15 protein-coding genes and 1 other RNA gene are annotated in these 13,901 nt (G+C 62.5%); 3 read left to right on the top strand and 13 right to left on the bottom strand.

Annotated features, from left to right (window positions below; translation table 11 throughout):
* Positions 1 to 29 precede the first annotated feature (29 nt).
* The 6 genes from NKH03_RS10280 to NKH03_RS10305 form a co-directional block, all read right to left on the bottom strand.
* Positions 30 to 1,547, bottom strand: a complete 1,518-nt coding sequence (locus NKH03_RS10280) for a DegQ family serine endoprotease (RefSeq protein ID WP_352968283.1) — start codon at positions 1,545 to 1,547, stop codon at positions 30 to 32.
* Positions 1,548 to 1,737: 190 nt separating this feature from the next.
* Positions 1,738 to 1,926, bottom strand: a complete 189-nt coding sequence (locus NKH03_RS10285) for a DUF2065 domain-containing protein (protein ID WP_352658533.1) — start codon at positions 1,924 to 1,926, stop codon at positions 1,738 to 1,740.
* A 6-nt stretch (positions 1,927 to 1,932) separates the two neighbouring features.
* On the bottom strand, positions 1,933 to 2,907 hold the full coding sequence (gene hflC, locus NKH03_RS10290) for a protease modulator HflC (RefSeq protein WP_352865185.1): 975 nt from the start codon (positions 2,905 to 2,907) through the stop codon (positions 1,933 to 1,935).
* Positions 2,907 to 4,031, bottom strand: a complete 1,125-nt coding sequence (gene hflK / locus NKH03_RS10295; protein ID WP_352865187.1) for an FtsH protease activity modulator HflK — start codon at positions 4,029 to 4,031, stop codon at positions 2,907 to 2,909. The genes hflC and hflK overlap by 1 nt, the downstream gene beginning before the upstream one ends.
* A 167-nt stretch (positions 4,032 to 4,198) precedes the next feature.
* Complete coding sequence (locus tag NKH03_RS10300; RefSeq protein ID WP_352968284.1) at positions 4,199 to 4,714, bottom strand: dihydrofolate reductase; 516 nt, start codon at positions 4,712 to 4,714, stop codon at positions 4,199 to 4,201.
* Positions 4,714 to 5,706: a DUF4424 domain-containing protein gene (locus NKH03_RS10305; RefSeq protein ID WP_352968285.1), complete on the bottom strand. Its 993-nt coding sequence runs from the start codon at positions 5,704 to 5,706 to the stop codon at positions 4,714 to 4,716. The genes NKH03_RS10300 and NKH03_RS10305 overlap by 1 nt, the downstream gene beginning before the upstream one ends.
* A gap of 151 nt (positions 5,707 to 5,857) precedes the next feature.
* On the opposite strand from NKH03_RS10305, the gene cobF reads away from it, so the two are divergent.
* The gene (gene cobF, locus NKH03_RS10310) at positions 5,858 to 6,643 is read left to right on the top strand and encodes a precorrin-6A synthase (deacetylating) (RefSeq protein WP_352865194.1); all 786 of its coding nucleotides are present in this window, start codon (positions 5,858 to 5,860) and stop codon (positions 6,641 to 6,643) included.
* Positions 6,644 to 6,667: 24 nt separating this feature from the next.
* On the opposite strand, the gene NKH03_RS10315 is transcribed toward cobF, so the two are convergent.
* The 6 genes from NKH03_RS10315 to NKH03_RS10340 form a co-directional block, all read right to left on the bottom strand.
* Entirely contained in the window at positions 6,668 to 7,009 is a 342-nt protein-coding gene (locus NKH03_RS10315) for a winged helix-turn-helix domain-containing protein (protein WP_352968287.1), read from the bottom strand.
* 81 nt (positions 7,010 to 7,090) lie between these two features.
* On the bottom strand, positions 7,091 to 8,203 hold the full coding sequence (modC, locus tag NKH03_RS10320; protein WP_352968288.1) for a molybdenum ABC transporter ATP-binding protein: 1,113 nt from the start codon (positions 8,201 to 8,203) through the stop codon (positions 7,091 to 7,093).
* Positions 8,200 to 8,904 carry a molybdate ABC transporter permease subunit gene (gene modB, locus NKH03_RS10325; RefSeq protein ID WP_352883638.1) on the bottom strand — a complete coding sequence of 235 codons (705 nt, stop codon included), beginning with the start codon at positions 8,902 to 8,904 and terminating at the stop codon, positions 8,200 to 8,202. The genes modC and modB overlap by 4 nt, the downstream gene beginning before the upstream one ends.
* Before the next feature lie 25 nt (positions 8,905 to 8,929).
* Entirely contained in the window at positions 8,930 to 9,724 is a 795-nt protein-coding gene (modA, locus tag NKH03_RS10330) for a molybdate ABC transporter substrate-binding protein (protein ID WP_352968289.1), read from the bottom strand.
* A 200-nt stretch (positions 9,725 to 9,924) separates the two neighbouring features.
* Positions 9,925 to 10,719 (bottom strand): thymidylate synthase, encoded by a 795-nt coding sequence (locus NKH03_RS10335; RefSeq protein ID WP_352968333.1) that lies wholly within the window; start codon positions 10,717 to 10,719, stop codon positions 9,925 to 9,927.
* 245 nt (positions 10,720 to 10,964) lie between these two features.
* Positions 10,965 to 11,276 (bottom strand): DUF2853 family protein, encoded by a 312-nt coding sequence (locus tag NKH03_RS10340; RefSeq protein WP_352968290.1) that lies wholly within the window; start codon positions 11,274 to 11,276, stop codon positions 10,965 to 10,967.
* A 166-nt stretch (positions 11,277 to 11,442) separates the two neighbouring features.
* Here NKH03_RS10340 and ssrA point away from each other — a divergent pair.
* Positions 11,443 to 11,800, top strand: a transfer-messenger RNA (tmRNA) gene (gene ssrA / locus NKH03_RS10345).
* A 146-nt stretch (positions 11,801 to 11,946) separates the two neighbouring features.
* Entirely contained in the window at positions 11,947 to 12,474 is a 528-nt protein-coding gene (locus NKH03_RS10350) for an AAA family ATPase (protein WP_352968291.1), read from the top strand.
* A gap of 57 nt (positions 12,475 to 12,531) precedes the next feature.
* On the opposite strand, the gene NKH03_RS10355 is transcribed toward NKH03_RS10350, so the two are convergent.
* Positions 12,532 to 13,737, bottom strand: a complete 1,206-nt coding sequence (locus tag NKH03_RS10355) for a multidrug effflux MFS transporter (RefSeq protein ID WP_352865210.1) — start codon at positions 13,735 to 13,737, stop codon at positions 12,532 to 12,534.
* Positions 13,738 to 13,901: the final 164 nt, after the last annotated feature.

Genomic DNA, 13,901 nt, shown 5'->3' on the forward strand with positions numbered 1-13,901 from the left:
GATGAGAATTCTGCCGGATCTTCCGGGCTTCAGTCCATCCGGATCGTCACGAACCTGAGCTCGCCGGTCTTCGACGCCAGCATCAGCAGCGCATTCTTGCGTCCCTGTTCCTTCAAGGCGCCGATCCGGTCCATGACGTCCTTGGGCGTGGCGACCGATTCCTGCGCGATCTCGGTGATCACCTCGCCTGGCTGGATGCCGCGCTCGGCGGCAGCAGAATCCTTGGTGACGTCGGTGATGACGACGCCGGAAACATCGGCCGCAATGCTGAATTTCTTGCGCGTCTCCTCATTCAGTTCGCCGACCGTCATGCCGAGCACCGAAGCCGTGGAAACGGCCGGGGCCTTGTCACCCTTGTCCTGGTCGGTATTGCCACCCTCCTCGCCGCTGGTGAGCTTCTCGCCATCCTCGAGCCGGCCGAGCGTCACTTTCACGGTCTGCTCGACGCCCTTACGCACGATCAGCACATCGACCGCCTTGCCGACCGGGCTTTCGGCGACGACGCGCGGCAGGTCGCGCATTTCATGGATGTCCTTGCCGTCGAACTTGATGATGACATCGCCGGCCTGGATGGTGCCATTGTCGACCGGTCCGCCCTTGATGACGCCGGCGACCAGCGCGCCCTTGGCGGTCGCCATGCCGAGGCTCTCGGCGATGTCGTCGGTGACCGGCTGGATGCGCACGCCGAGCCAGCCACGCCGCGTCTCGCCGAACTGGCGCAACTGGTCGACGACGCCCGAGGCGAGCTGCGAGGGAATGGAGAAGCCGATGCCGATCGAGCCTCCAGAGGGCGAAATGATGGCGGTGTTGATGCCTATGACCTCACCAGCGCTGTTGAACAGCGGGCCGCCGGAATTGCCGCGATTGATCGCGGCATCGGTCTGGATGAAGTCGTCATAGGGGCCGGAATTGATATCGCGGTTGCGGGCCGAGACGATACCGACCGTCACCGTGCCGCCGAGGCCGAACGGATTGCCGATCGCCATCACCCAGTCGCCGACACGCATCTTGGTGGAATCGCCGAACTTCACCGCCGTCAGCTTGTGTCCTTTCGGATCGACCTTCAGCACCGCGACATCTGTCTTGGTGTCGGTACCGACCAGCGTTGCCTTCAAGGTGGCGCCGTCGGAAAAATTGACCTCGATGTCGTCGGCGTCGGCGATCACGTGGTTGTTGGTGACGACGATGCCTTGCTCGGCGTCGACGACGAATCCGGAACCCAGCGACTGCACTTTCTGTGCGCCGTTGTCCTTGTCGCCGCCACGGTTCTTGAAGAAATCGTCGAAGAAATCCTGGAAGGGCGACCCCTCGGGTAGTTGCGGCATCGGCACGGCGCCCGGACCTTCGGTGCCCTTCACCGTCTGCGAGGTCGAGATGTTGACCACCGCGCCGAGCAGGCCTTGCGCCAGGTCGGCGACGGAAGCCGGCCCATCCGCGGCAAATGTCGGCGTCACGGAGGACGGGACAGCGACGGCGCTGACAAGAACTGCCGCCGCGCCGGCGATGAACGTCCGCCGTGCCGCGCGCAAGATTGTATTGGATGTCATCGAGAAGCCTCCCGGTATTCCTGAAAAGAAAAGCGCTTCGACGAAAACGCCGCGTCGCGCCATGTTGGCAAAAAATACGGCACGTTTGCGGCTATGACCATCGGCAGAGGATAAATCATCCGTTATCCCCGGGATCGATGCTCGTATCCCGGATCGATGCTCGTATCCCAAAAACCGAAGCTCACCGGCCTCATATGCCTCGCACCAGCCAGACGATCCCGACGCCGATGGCGATCGCCGCCAGCCCGGCAATCCGCAACGCGTTCTCGGGCAGCGACAGCACTTCGGTGGCAAGCTTCCTGGCAAGGCCGGGAAAGCCGCCATAGACCAGGCCTTCTATGACAAGGACGAGACCCATGGCGGCGAGAAAATCCTGCACCGGCCGCTACTGGCCGGTGCTGGGTTGTGCCGCCGGCGCGGCAGGTGCCGTCGCCGGAGCGGTTGGAGCAGGCGCGGGCGAAGTCGGCTTTGCCGGCCCTTCCTTACCGTCGGGATCGCGGAAGAAGCGGAAGAACTCCGAGCTCGGCGACAGCACCATCGTCGTCCCGGTGTTGTCCAGCGCGGCTCCATACGCATTCATCGACCGGTAGAAGTCGAAGAAGGCTGGATCGCGCTGATACGCTCCCGCGAAGGTGGCACTGCGCTGGGCTTCGCCCTCGCCGCGCAGGATTTCCGACTCTTTCTGTGCTTCGGCAACGATCTCGACCACTTCGCGATCGGCTCGGGCCGTGATGCGCTGTGCCGCTTCATTGCCGCGTGCCCTCAGCCGCGCGGCCTCCGCCAGGCGTTCCGCCTTCATGCGATCGTAGGTCTGTTGCGAAACCTCGGCGGTGAGATCGGTGCGGCGAATGCGGACATCCTCGATCTGCAGGCCGAGCGAGGTGGCGTCGGGCCTGAGCTGATCGCGGACCTCGCGCATCATCACGGCGCGCTGTTCGGAGAGTGCGGCCTCGAAATCGCGCAGACCGTAGACGCGGCGCAAGGCAGCGTCGAGACGCGTCCTGAGCCGAGCTTCGGCCAGTTCGATCTGACCGGACACGGCGGAGCGGAAGACGCGCGGATCCGAGATGCGATAGGCGATGAAGGCGTCGACCTCATAGAACTTGCCGCCCGACACCTGGACGCGGATGTTGTCGAGATCGAAGCGCAGCACCCGATTCTCGATCAACTGCACCGTATCCGCGTCGAAGAACGAGAACGGCGCCTTGAAGTAGATGCCGGGCTCGCTCTTGACGTCGACGATCTCGCCGAACCTGAGCACCAGCGCCTGCTGGCGCGCATTGACCACGAAGACCGACGAATAGAGCAGGAACAGGATGACCACTGCTGCGACGACGATGATGGGAAGACGGTTGGCCATCACTGGTTACCTCCCGTGACGCCACCAGGGGCGGCCGGTGCCGGGGTTTTCGGCTGCAATGCCGGCAGCGGCAGATAAGGAAGGACCCCTTGCCCGTTGCCCTGCTCGACGATGACCTTGTTGGAATCCTTCAGAACCCTCTCCATGGTTTCCAGATAGAGGCGCTTGCGTGTCACGTCGGGCGCCTTGGCGTATTCGTCATAGACCGAGATGAAGCGCTGTGCCTCACCTTCGGCTTCCTGCACGACCCGGTTCTTGTAGGCGGCCGCGTCTTCGCGGACCTGTGCGGCCTCGCCGCGCGCCTGGCCGAGCTTCTGGTTGGAGTACTGGTTGGCCTGCTCGACGAACTTGTCTTCGTCTTGCTCGGCGCGTTGCACCTCGTCGAACGCATCGGCCACTTCGCGTGGCGGTGCCGCATCCTCGATCGAGACGGCGTTGACGTTGAGGCCGGCCTTGTAGCCGTCCAGCGTCGTCTGGATGATTTCACGCACCGAGGCGGCAATGCCCTGGCGATCGTCGCGGAAGATGTCCTGCGCCGGCCGGCGGCCGACGGCTTCACGCATGGCGCTTTCGGCAACCTGCCGCAGCATGCCGTCGGGATCGGACACGTCGAACAGATACGCGCTCGGGTCGGAGACCTGATAGGCCACCGAGAACTGGACGTTGACGATGTTCTGGTCGCCGGTGAGCATCAGCCCGGACGTGTTGCCACTCGTCGCGCCGCCGCCGCCGATGTCGACGAGCTGCTCGGAAATCTTGGCCGTTTCGACCGTTTCGAGCGGCCACCAATGGAAATGCAGGCCGGGCTGCGACAGCTCGGTCTTTGGCTTGCCGAAGCGCAGTTCGACCGCGACCTCGTCGGGCTGCACGGTATAAACCGCCTTGAACGCCCACAGCACCACAAGTGCCGCCGCGATCAGCGCGAAAATGGCTGGGCTTGCGCCACCGCCACCCGGCAGAGCGCGCCGCAGCCGGTCCTGGCCGCGGCGGATGATGTCTTCAAGATCGGGAGGCGAGCCCTGTGGGCCGCTCGGTCCCTTGGGTCCCTGCCCCCAGGGTCCCTGATTGTTGCCGCCGCCGCCCCACGGGCCGCCGCCACCGCCGCTTTTATCGTTCCAGGGCATAAATGTCCTTTCGCTTGGAATTCCCTCAAACGCCGGCATTACGGCGCAAAATCCAGTATGTTCTTCTATAGGGACGCCGCGAGGCGCTTTCAACGCGATGCGCTGCCAGTTCGTCCGATTTGGTCCGGTCGCGACCCTTTGTCTTCCTTCAATGCCCTTTTTGGCATTCAATGTCTCGCGCGGCGCTCGTAAATCGTATAGCGCGTCGCGTGGCTGTCCTTTTCTCCGGCTGGAACGTCCTGGGAGGTGACGACAAGCCAGGAATCCGGATCGATGAGCGGGAAATGCGCATCGCCGTCGACCGCTGCCAGCACATGGGTGACGTGCAGCCGGTCGGCCAGCAGCAGCGCCTGGGCATAGATTTCGCCGCCGCCGATAACGCAGACTTCGTCCACACCGGCCATGCAGCGCACGCGCACCGTTGCCAGCTGGATCGCGGCTTCGAGCGAATGCGCGACCTCGACGCCCTCGGCGCGCCAGGCCTTGTCGCGGGTAACCACGATGTTCAGCCTGCCAGGCAGCGGCCGGCCGATGCCTTCATAGGTCTTGCGGCCCATGATTATGGGTTTGCCCATCGTATCGGCCTTGAATCGCTTGAGATCGGTGGACAGCCGCCACGGCAACCCGCCGTCTCGCCCGATCACGCCGTTCTCGGCAATGGCAACGTAGATTGCGACGTGCATCAGTTGGCATTCCCCCCATTTCTGTCAGACGGCACCAGCAGCAGGATGTCGATGTCGTGCTCCGGGTCATTCGCCGTCATCTCGAATGTCGTCGGCCCGACCTTTTTGACACTGTCGCCGCAGAACGAGACCAGGGCTTTCGGATTGCCCTTGTCGACCGTCAGTTTGAACTTGCCGATCGAACCCGCCGCCAGGATATAGGCGATCCGATCTTCATAATATTTTGAATAGCCGTCGGGGTCGTCCTTGGCTGCCTTGCGCACCGCATTCTCAAATGTGTCGTCCATGCAGTAGCGCGTCTTGTAGGTCGCGTACTGCCCTTGGAACTTGCCGTCGTAGAAAAAGCTGACCGAAGAGGTGCCCCCGACGCTCGGCTTGTAGCGGTGGGAAACGTGGACGTCCTTGTTGGCTGGAAAGGTTGAGCGCCACCAATAGGTCGAACGCAATTGCCAGAACGGCGTGTAGATCTTCTTCGTCTCGGTGCCATCGCCGCCGTTATCCTCGATGATGATGCCGCGGTTGACCCAGTCATCGGTAACCGCTTGAGGCAGCTTGGCCAGCGCCGCCTTCGCCGCGTCGCCGAAAGGATAAAACGGCACGTTCTGCGCCTTCAGATCGGCGCCGATGTCGATGCCGAGCGCCAACACCTTCTGCTCGAGCCGCGGCTTTGCCGGTGCGCCATCGATCGTCACCTCGAAGCCGAGGAAATTGTCGCTCTGGTCGTTGGGAAGCGCCGGCCTCTCTTCAGGATCGCCTTCGATGTCGGGCATCGGGAAGGCGACGATGGCGTCGACATCCCGATCGGTGTTGTTGTGGAAGACGTAGTCGACCGTCACTTTTTCCGGCGAGATGAAGAGGTCCTCGCTTTGCATTGCCACGGCATCGCTGCGCGACAGGATCAGGCCGCCGGTGCCAAGTTCGGCAATCGAATCATTGGCGAATGCGGGCGCGGCTGAAAGCACCAGCGCTGCAGTCAGAACAAATCGCAACATCGAAGCTCCCTCTACTGGAATGCCTGCATGACCCTAGCTGTTTCAATCCAGCGTTTCAAAGCCTTCCGACCCTGCGGGCGTGTCAGCGCGGTCTGGACACGCACCAGCGCGGTCTGGACTAACAGGTTCCGATCGGGCAGGAGTTCGCCCCATGCGCAAGCTTCTCGTCATCGGCATCGGCGCCGGCAATCCCGACCATATGACGGTTCAGGCCATATCAGGCCTGAACCGGGCTGATGTACTGTTCATCCCCGACAAGGGCACGAAAAAAGACGAGCTTGCCGAGCTGCGCCGCCAGATCTGCGACCGCTTCGTCACCAACCCGAAGTCACGCCGCGTCGAATTCGACGTGCCGGTGCGCGACCTGCCAGTAGAAGATGGGCCTGCACCGTCCTATCGTTCGACCGTCGATGACTGGCATGAAGCCATCGCCGCGATCTACGAGAACCTGATCCGCGACGAGATTGCAGGGGATGGCTGCGGCGCCTTTCTGATCTGGGGCGATCCTTCGCTCTATGACAGCGCCTTGCGCATCCTCGAGCGCGTGCGCTTGAGAGGCAATGTCGCGTTCGAACTGGAAGTCATACCCGGCATCACCGCTGTCCAGTCGCTTGCCGCCAGTCACAAAATGGCGCTGAACCGGATCGGCGATTCCGTGCTGATCACCACCGGGCGGCGCCTGACGCAGGAAGGCTTGGCCGACAATGCCGACAGCACAGTCGTCCTGCTCGACGGCAAATGCGCCTTCAACACGCTGGACGACAAGGATGTCGTCATCCATTGGGGCGCCTATCTCGGCACGCCGGACGAGATTCTCATTTCGGGCCGTCTCGGTGATGTCGGCGCCGAGATCGAACGAGTCCGCGAGGAAGCCCGCCGGCAGAAGGGCTGGATCATGGACACCTACCTGCTGCGCAAGCCCAGTAGAGAGGATTAAGCCCTACTGCCTACTGCCTTGCCCTCACCCCGCATCAATCTCCGCCTGCAATTCCTCCATATGCGTCGCGGCCGCTGCAGCCGCCGCACGCTCGATGGCGCGGAAGCGGCTGACCACCGCAAGCCCCGCGGCCGTCAGTTGCGCGCCGCCGCCTTTGCGGCCACCGGTCTGCGCCGCCACCAGTGGCTTGCCGAACACCCGGTTCATGTCCTCGACGAGGTCCCAGGCGTGCTTGTAGGACATTTCCATGCCGCGCGCGGCGGCCGAGATCGAGCCGAAGGCGGCGATCTGCTCGAGGAGTTCGATCTTGCCCGGTCCGATGCGCCCGTCGGGATCGAGATTTATCCGCAAGCTCAGCGACGGCATTTTTGCTCCTCCGCGATCACGCCTGATCCCATACTAGAATCTCCTTGGCGAAACCGCTATTCCAAAAAGACATAGCGATGATCATCCATCCACCTCACCTGGCAGCCCGGCGCTGGTGTTGGCCCGGTCGAAGCTCACCGTCTTGACCACCGCGAAAACCTTGCCGCCGAGATGAAGCTTCAGCGTGTGCCGCGACTGTTCGGTGATGCGGGCAAGCACGGTTGCGCCGTTGCAGTCGATGCCGACCTCGACCGCCGGGCCCTCACCGGGGCTCATCGCGGTAATGGTTCCCGGCAGGATGTTGAGCGCGCTGAGGCCTGCCGGATGTTCGGTGGCGATCATCACATCGCGGGCGCGTATACGGATGCGCACCGACGCCCCCGCCTTCATCGCCAGCCGCGGTACACGGATCTCACCGGCAGCCGAACCGAGCACGGTCATGCCGAAAGTCTCGTCGTGACACAGCACCCTGGTGTCCAGCACGGCACCGCCCTCGCCGCGTTCCTCCGCCGGCAGCAGGTCGAGCCTTTGCATCACCGCCTCGGTCGGACCGCTGGCGATGACATGGCCTTGCGCCAGCATCACCACGTCGCTGGCCAGTCGTGCCACCTCGGCGACGGAATGGCTGACATAGACGATCGGGATTTTCGTCTCGTCGCGCAGCCGCTCGATATAGGGCAGGATCTCGGCCTTGCGCGCCTCATCGAGCGAGGCCAGCGGCTCGTCCATGAGCAGCAATCCGGGGCTGGCTAGCAGCGCTCGGCCAATTGCCACACGCTGCTTCTCGCCGCCCGAGAGCTTTGCCGGTCGCCTATCCATGAGCGGGCCGATGCCGAGCAGGTCGACGACGGCATCCATATCGGCATAGCGCTCCGCTGGCGGCGTGAACCAGCGGCCGTAACGCAGATTGCCGGCAACACTCATATGCGGAAACAGCCGCGCATCCTGGAACACCATGCCGATGCGGCGCTTGTGCTTCGGCACGAAAATGCCAGCATCCGTATCGACCATCACGCGGCCGTCGACCTCGATGCGCCCCTTGTCGGGCCGGATCAGCCCGGCGATCATGTTGATCAGCGTCGTCTTGCCCGACCCCGACGGTCCGAACAGGGCTGTCAGCCGTCCGGCGCTTTCGAAGCGGGCGCCGATGGCAAAACCGCCCAGCCGATGGCCGATATCGACGAGAACGCTCATTCGATGTCCATCCGCCGGCCGAGACGCCGCGCCAACACTTCCGAGGCGACAAGTGCTGCCATGGAAATGACGATGGAAATCAGCGTCAGCCGCAGCGCCCCTTCATCGCCACCCGGCACCTGCGTGAAGGTGTAGATTGCCGACGGCAATGTCTGCGTCTCGTTGGGAATGTTGGAGACGAAGGTGATGGTCGCGCCGAACTCGCCCATCGCCTTGGCGAAGGACAGTATGGCGCCGGCGATCAGCCCAGGCAGGATCAGCGGCAAAGTAATGGTTGCGAAGACCCAGGATGGATTGGCGCCGAGCGTTCCCGCCGCCGCCTCCATCTTGCGGTCCACCGCCTCGATCGACAGGCGGATCGCCCGCACCATCAGGGGAAAGCCCATGACGCCGCAAGCCAGCGCCGCACCCGTCCAGCGGAAGGAGAAAACAATGCCGAAATGCTCGGCCAGGAACGCGCCGGCCGGGCCACGCCGGCCGAAGGTCAGCAGCAGCAGATAACCAGTCACCACGGGCGGCAGGATCAGCGGCAGATGCACCAGTCCGTTGAGCAGCGTCTTGCCCCAGAACTGTCCCCGGGCAAGCAGCAACGCGATCAATATGCCCGGCGGCAGGCTGGCGAGCATCGCCACCGTTGCCACCTTGATCGACAGCCGGACCGCATTCCATTCGTCGGGAGTGAGGTCCAGCAGCCAGTTCATAGTGCGAGATGAAGCCCCTTGGAACTCAGTTGCTCGGCGCGAGCACGGTAAAACCCTGATCCTTGAACAGTGCGCCGGCCTTTGCCGACCGCAGGCATTTCAGGAAAGCCGGCGTATCCTTGTCCTTCGAATCGGCGGTCTGGGCAACCGGATAGATGATCGGCGGATGCGAATCCTCCGGGAAGGTGCCGACCACCTTGACGCCTTTTTCGGCATGCGCGTCGGTGGCGTAGACGATGCCAAGGGCTGCTTCGCCCGTCGAAACCAGTTTCAGCGCCGCGCGCACATTCTCGGCCTGCGCCACCTTGCCCTCGACCGAGGCCCAGACGCCGAGCGATTCGAGTGCGGCCTTGCCGTATTTGCCGGCCGGCACCGCCTTGAAGTCGCCCATGGCCAGCCTGCCGTCGCCAATCAGCTTGGCGAGGTCAAAACCTTTCTCGATCTTGGTTTCAACCGCCGAGTCCTTCGGCGCCACCAGCACGATCTCGTTGCCGAGAAGCTTCACTTCGGTGTCCGGCTTGGTCAGCTTCTTGTCGGAGAGATATTTCATCCAGTCGAGGTCGGCCGAGATGAAGACGTCGGCTGGTGCCCCGCCCTCGATCTGCTTGGCCAGCGCCGAGCTTGCGGCATAGGAGACGGTCGCCGCCTCGCCGACATCGGCCTCGCAGGCCTTGTTCACCGCATCCAGCGCGTCCTTGAGGCTGGCCGCGGCAAACACCACCACCTTGTCTTCCGCGTGTGCTGCTGGCACCTCCGCCATCAACGCCGTCGCCAAACCGCCAATGGCGATCGCCCTCAATCCAAAACCCTTGCGCGTCATGGAAAACTCTCCCTGGTTCGAAACCGATCGGCTCGAAGCCTGCCCACCGATATATCCGCATGAATATAACAAGGGAAGACCTGGCGCCACCACTTCGCGCGTCAGGGCAAGCAGGCCGATGCCGTGATCAAGGCCTGGGACGTGATGGTCGGCATCGACTGACCGGCGCCTGATTTCAGGGTTGAGTAAGGCGCAGGGGTTCAGACGGCGATCGGCGCCTTGATGCTTGCATCGGCGACGTAGTTTTCCAGCCGGAAATCCTCGAAGCGGAAGGCGAAGAGGTCCTTCACCTCCGGATTGATCCACATCGTGGGCAGCGCCCTAGGCGTGCGCCGCAGTTGTTCGCGCGCCTGCTCGAAATGGTTGGAATAGAGATGCGCGTCACCAAGCGTGTGAACGAAGTCGCCGGGTTTCAGCCCGGTTACCTGCGCCACCATAAGCGTCAGCAAGGCGTAGGAAGCGATGTTGAACGGCACGCCGAGGAAGATATCGGCGGAGCGCTGATAAAGCTGGCAGGAAAGTCGGCCTTCCGAAACGTAGAACTGGAACAGGCAATGGCAGGGCGGCAGCGCCATCGCCTCGACCTCGGCGGGGTTCCAAGCAGAAACGATCAGCCGCCGCGATTGAGGATTTTTGCGTATCTCATTGAGAATATTTGCAATCTGGTCGATCGAGCCACCATGACCATCCGGCCAGGAGCGCCATTGCTTGCCGTAGACCGGGCCGAGATCGCCATTCTCGTCGGCCCATTCGTCCCAGATCGAAACGCCGTGGTCGGTCAGGTATTTGATGTTGGTGTCGCCGGCCAGGAACCACAGAAGTTCATGGACGATCGACTTGAGATGCAGCTTCTTGGTGGTGGTGACGGGAAAGCCGCGCGCCAGGTCGAAACGCATCTGGTAGCCGAAGACTGAGCGTGTTCCGGTGCCGGTGCGGTCGCCGCGATCGGCGCCGTTGTCCAACACGTGCTGCAGGAGGTCGAGATATTGGCGCATCGGTTCCGGCTCGATTCGAAATTTCACCAATAATAGCTCATGTGCGCGCTGACGCCACGCTTGTCTGAAGTCATCCCCATCTTGGCGGACGGGGCCGGGTGCGTGGAGACCTTTTCAGAATTCGCTCTGGCGAGTCGAATGGCGTGGTTTTCGAGAACCGGAGCGGAGCGTACTTAAAGTACGTGAGCACCGGAAGCGCAGAAAACCGCGCTAGTCGGCTGCCAGAGTAGAATTATCAAAAGGTCTCAGAGGGAGCCGAGCTTGCCCAGATCTTTCGCGACCAGGTAGTAAAAAGTCACCCGGCTCTTGGTGTTGTCGTCAGCCATTGCCTTGCAAGTCTTCTCGATTGCCGCATCGGCCTTCGCCGCGTCGCTGATGCCGAGTTTCTTGGCGACCCAGTTGTCCCTGACGCGCCCAAGCTCCTTCGGGTCGGTGCAGGATACCAGCGAGGAATCACGGTTTCTGAGCGCGATGCCCAGGTGCTTTACGATCTTCTCGACCGCATCCGCACTGGCGCCAGCGTCGTATTTCTTCACGTCTGCAAGATAGTCGGCCATCAAAATTCCCCTCGTCGGCGCCACGGATCCGATCGATGAGGCTGTGGCGCTGCTGCAACTTGTGCCTTTAGGTCGGCTACTCCTCACCGTGGCAAAGCTTCGGTGGAGACCGCGCCCAAGTCAACCCTTTGGAGATGCGGTTTTGACGGGAACAAAGTGCCATTGCGGCCTTTCATTTCTTGCGATGGGTCACTATATTCATCTTGTCGGCTTGACCGACTATGGCGATAAATGGGCGATGAAATAAGCCGTTCGGACCCGGGGGCGGTACCCGGCGCCTCCACCAAAAGCCGCTGTCGGCGACAGCGGCTTTTGCTGGGGGCGAAATAGGATCGACGAAGGTGTAAAGATCGTACTTTTGCCCGGCATGGTACCACCGTTATCGGGCTAAACCTGTAGTTGCAAATGACAACTATGCGGAAGCACGTCTCGCCGCGTAAGCGGTGCGATAGCTTCAATTCAAGCCCTAGGGGTTCGCACTTCTAGGCGGGGTTCGGAGGTACCTGGCAACAGAAACCTCCACTTCTCCCTCCTCCTTCGATATGCGTCACGCGCAACGGCAGCTCCCAGTCCAGGCAAATCCTTGTGCGACCTGTCAGCAGCCAAGGCGCGGCACCTCGCGCGCCTCTCCATGGATAAAACATGCGGAAGCGATTCCGATCGATTCTTCATGCTGACCGGAGGTCCCGGCTCCGGCAAAACCATCTTGATCGCGGCCTTGCGCCGGGCCGGCTTCGCCACCTCCGTCGAAGCCGGGCGCGGCATCATCCGCGACCAGTCCGCCATTGGCGGACCCGCTTTGCCCTGGCATGATCGCACGCTATTCGCCGAGTTGATGCTGTCATGGGAGATGCGCTCGTATCAAATTGCGCGAGAACAGACCGGGCGCCCTGTTTTTTTCGATCGCGGCGTGCCGGACACGCTTGGCTATCTCAGGCTGAGCGGCCTGCCGGTGCCCCAGCATGTCAGTTGCGCAGCGAAACGTTTCCGCTCCAGCCCGCGCGTCTTCGCCGCCCCGCCATGGCCGGAGATCTTCGCGCAGGATGAGGAGCGCAGGCAGACGCCTGATGAGGCCGAACGCAGCTATCATGCACTGGTCGGCGTCTATACGGAACTTGGCTACGAACTGGTCCCGCTACCTTTGGCACCGGTCGAGGAGCGGTTGCGCTTCGTGCTCGCCGAGGCAGGATCGATATGAAAAAGGCCGAGGAGAAACCTGGGGAGAACCCGGCCTTTTGTTTGGGATGGCGAGTGTTTATTCCGCCGGGGCCTGGACGGTTTCGCGCGAACGGCCGAGCGTGACCTTGGCCAGCGTGAACGAGATCACCGCGCACAGCGTGATGCCGGCCACCATCGGCAGCGGCGTGCCGTCGAAGAACACGCCGGCAACGCCCATGGCGAGTGCGCCGATGGCGAAATGCAGCGTGCCCATCAGCGCCGAAGCCGTACCGGCGATCTCGCCATGTTCTTCCATGGCCAGCACCGAAGTGGTCGGGATGACCAGACCGAGGAAGCCGTAGCCGACGAACAGCAGTGCCGCCATCACGTCGAGCCGGTCGATGCCGGTCGCCATCACCGCGAACAGCACCACCATCGTCGTTGCATAGCCGGTCACCGCGACGCGCACCACGCGCCGCAGGCCGAACCGCTCGGCCAGCAATCCCGTCATCTGCGACATGCCGATGAAGGCAACCGCATTGATCGAGAAGAATACGCTGTAGACCGAGGGCGACAGCCCGTAATGATCGATCAGGATGAATGACGAACTCGACAGATAGACGAAGAAGCTCGCGATGCCGAAGCCGGCGATCGCCGTCAGGCCGAGGAAGTTGCGATCACCCATCAGCAAGCGGTAGCCCGACAGCGCGGTGCCGAAGGAGGATCCGGCGCGGTCTTCCACCGGCCGCGTCTCCTTGAGCGAGGTTGCCAAAAGGATGGTGGCCAGCAGTGCCGCACCCGTCACCGTCCAGAACACGGCGCGCCAGCCGAAATTCTCGATGATCTGGCTGCCGGTCAGCGGCGCCAGGATCGGCGACACCGAAAACACCAGCATCAGCAAGGACATCAGCTTGGCGGCCTCATTGCCGGTGTGCAGGTCGCGAACGATGGCACGCGGAACGGCCATGCCGGCGCTGGCGCCAAGCCCTTGCAGGAAGCGGAAGGCGATCAGCCATTCGATGGTCGGCGCCATTGCCGACCCGATGCCGCCGACCATGAACAGCGCAAGGCCGCCATAAAGCGGCAGCTTGCGGCCGACCATGTCCGAGATCGGCCCGACGACGATCTGGCCGAAGCCCATCGACAGGAAGAAGATCAGCAGGCTCATCTGCACGGAAGCGGTGCCGGCGTTGAGATCGGCGCCGATCGACGGCAATGCGGGCAGATACATGTCGATGGCGAACGGGCCGATGGCGGACAACAGGCCGAGCACGACCGCTATGCGGAGGAATTTGGGACTCATGATATAGGCTTCTTTCAAGTCTGGTTGCCGCCGCGGGCGACGTCTAACCTTAGGACGTTCCATCCCATGAGATTCCGACACCCAAGAGCGAATTTTATTCGTCTCAGCGGGCGAAATCTCTTTATGTTATGTCCACAAATTTAGACAGTCTTGTCTAATTCGTC

Origin of the sequence: Mesorhizobium sp. M1406 (genome assembly GCF_040317555.1) — a bacterium.
Lineage (GTDB): Bacteria > Pseudomonadota > Alphaproteobacteria > Rhizobiales > Rhizobiaceae > Mesorhizobium.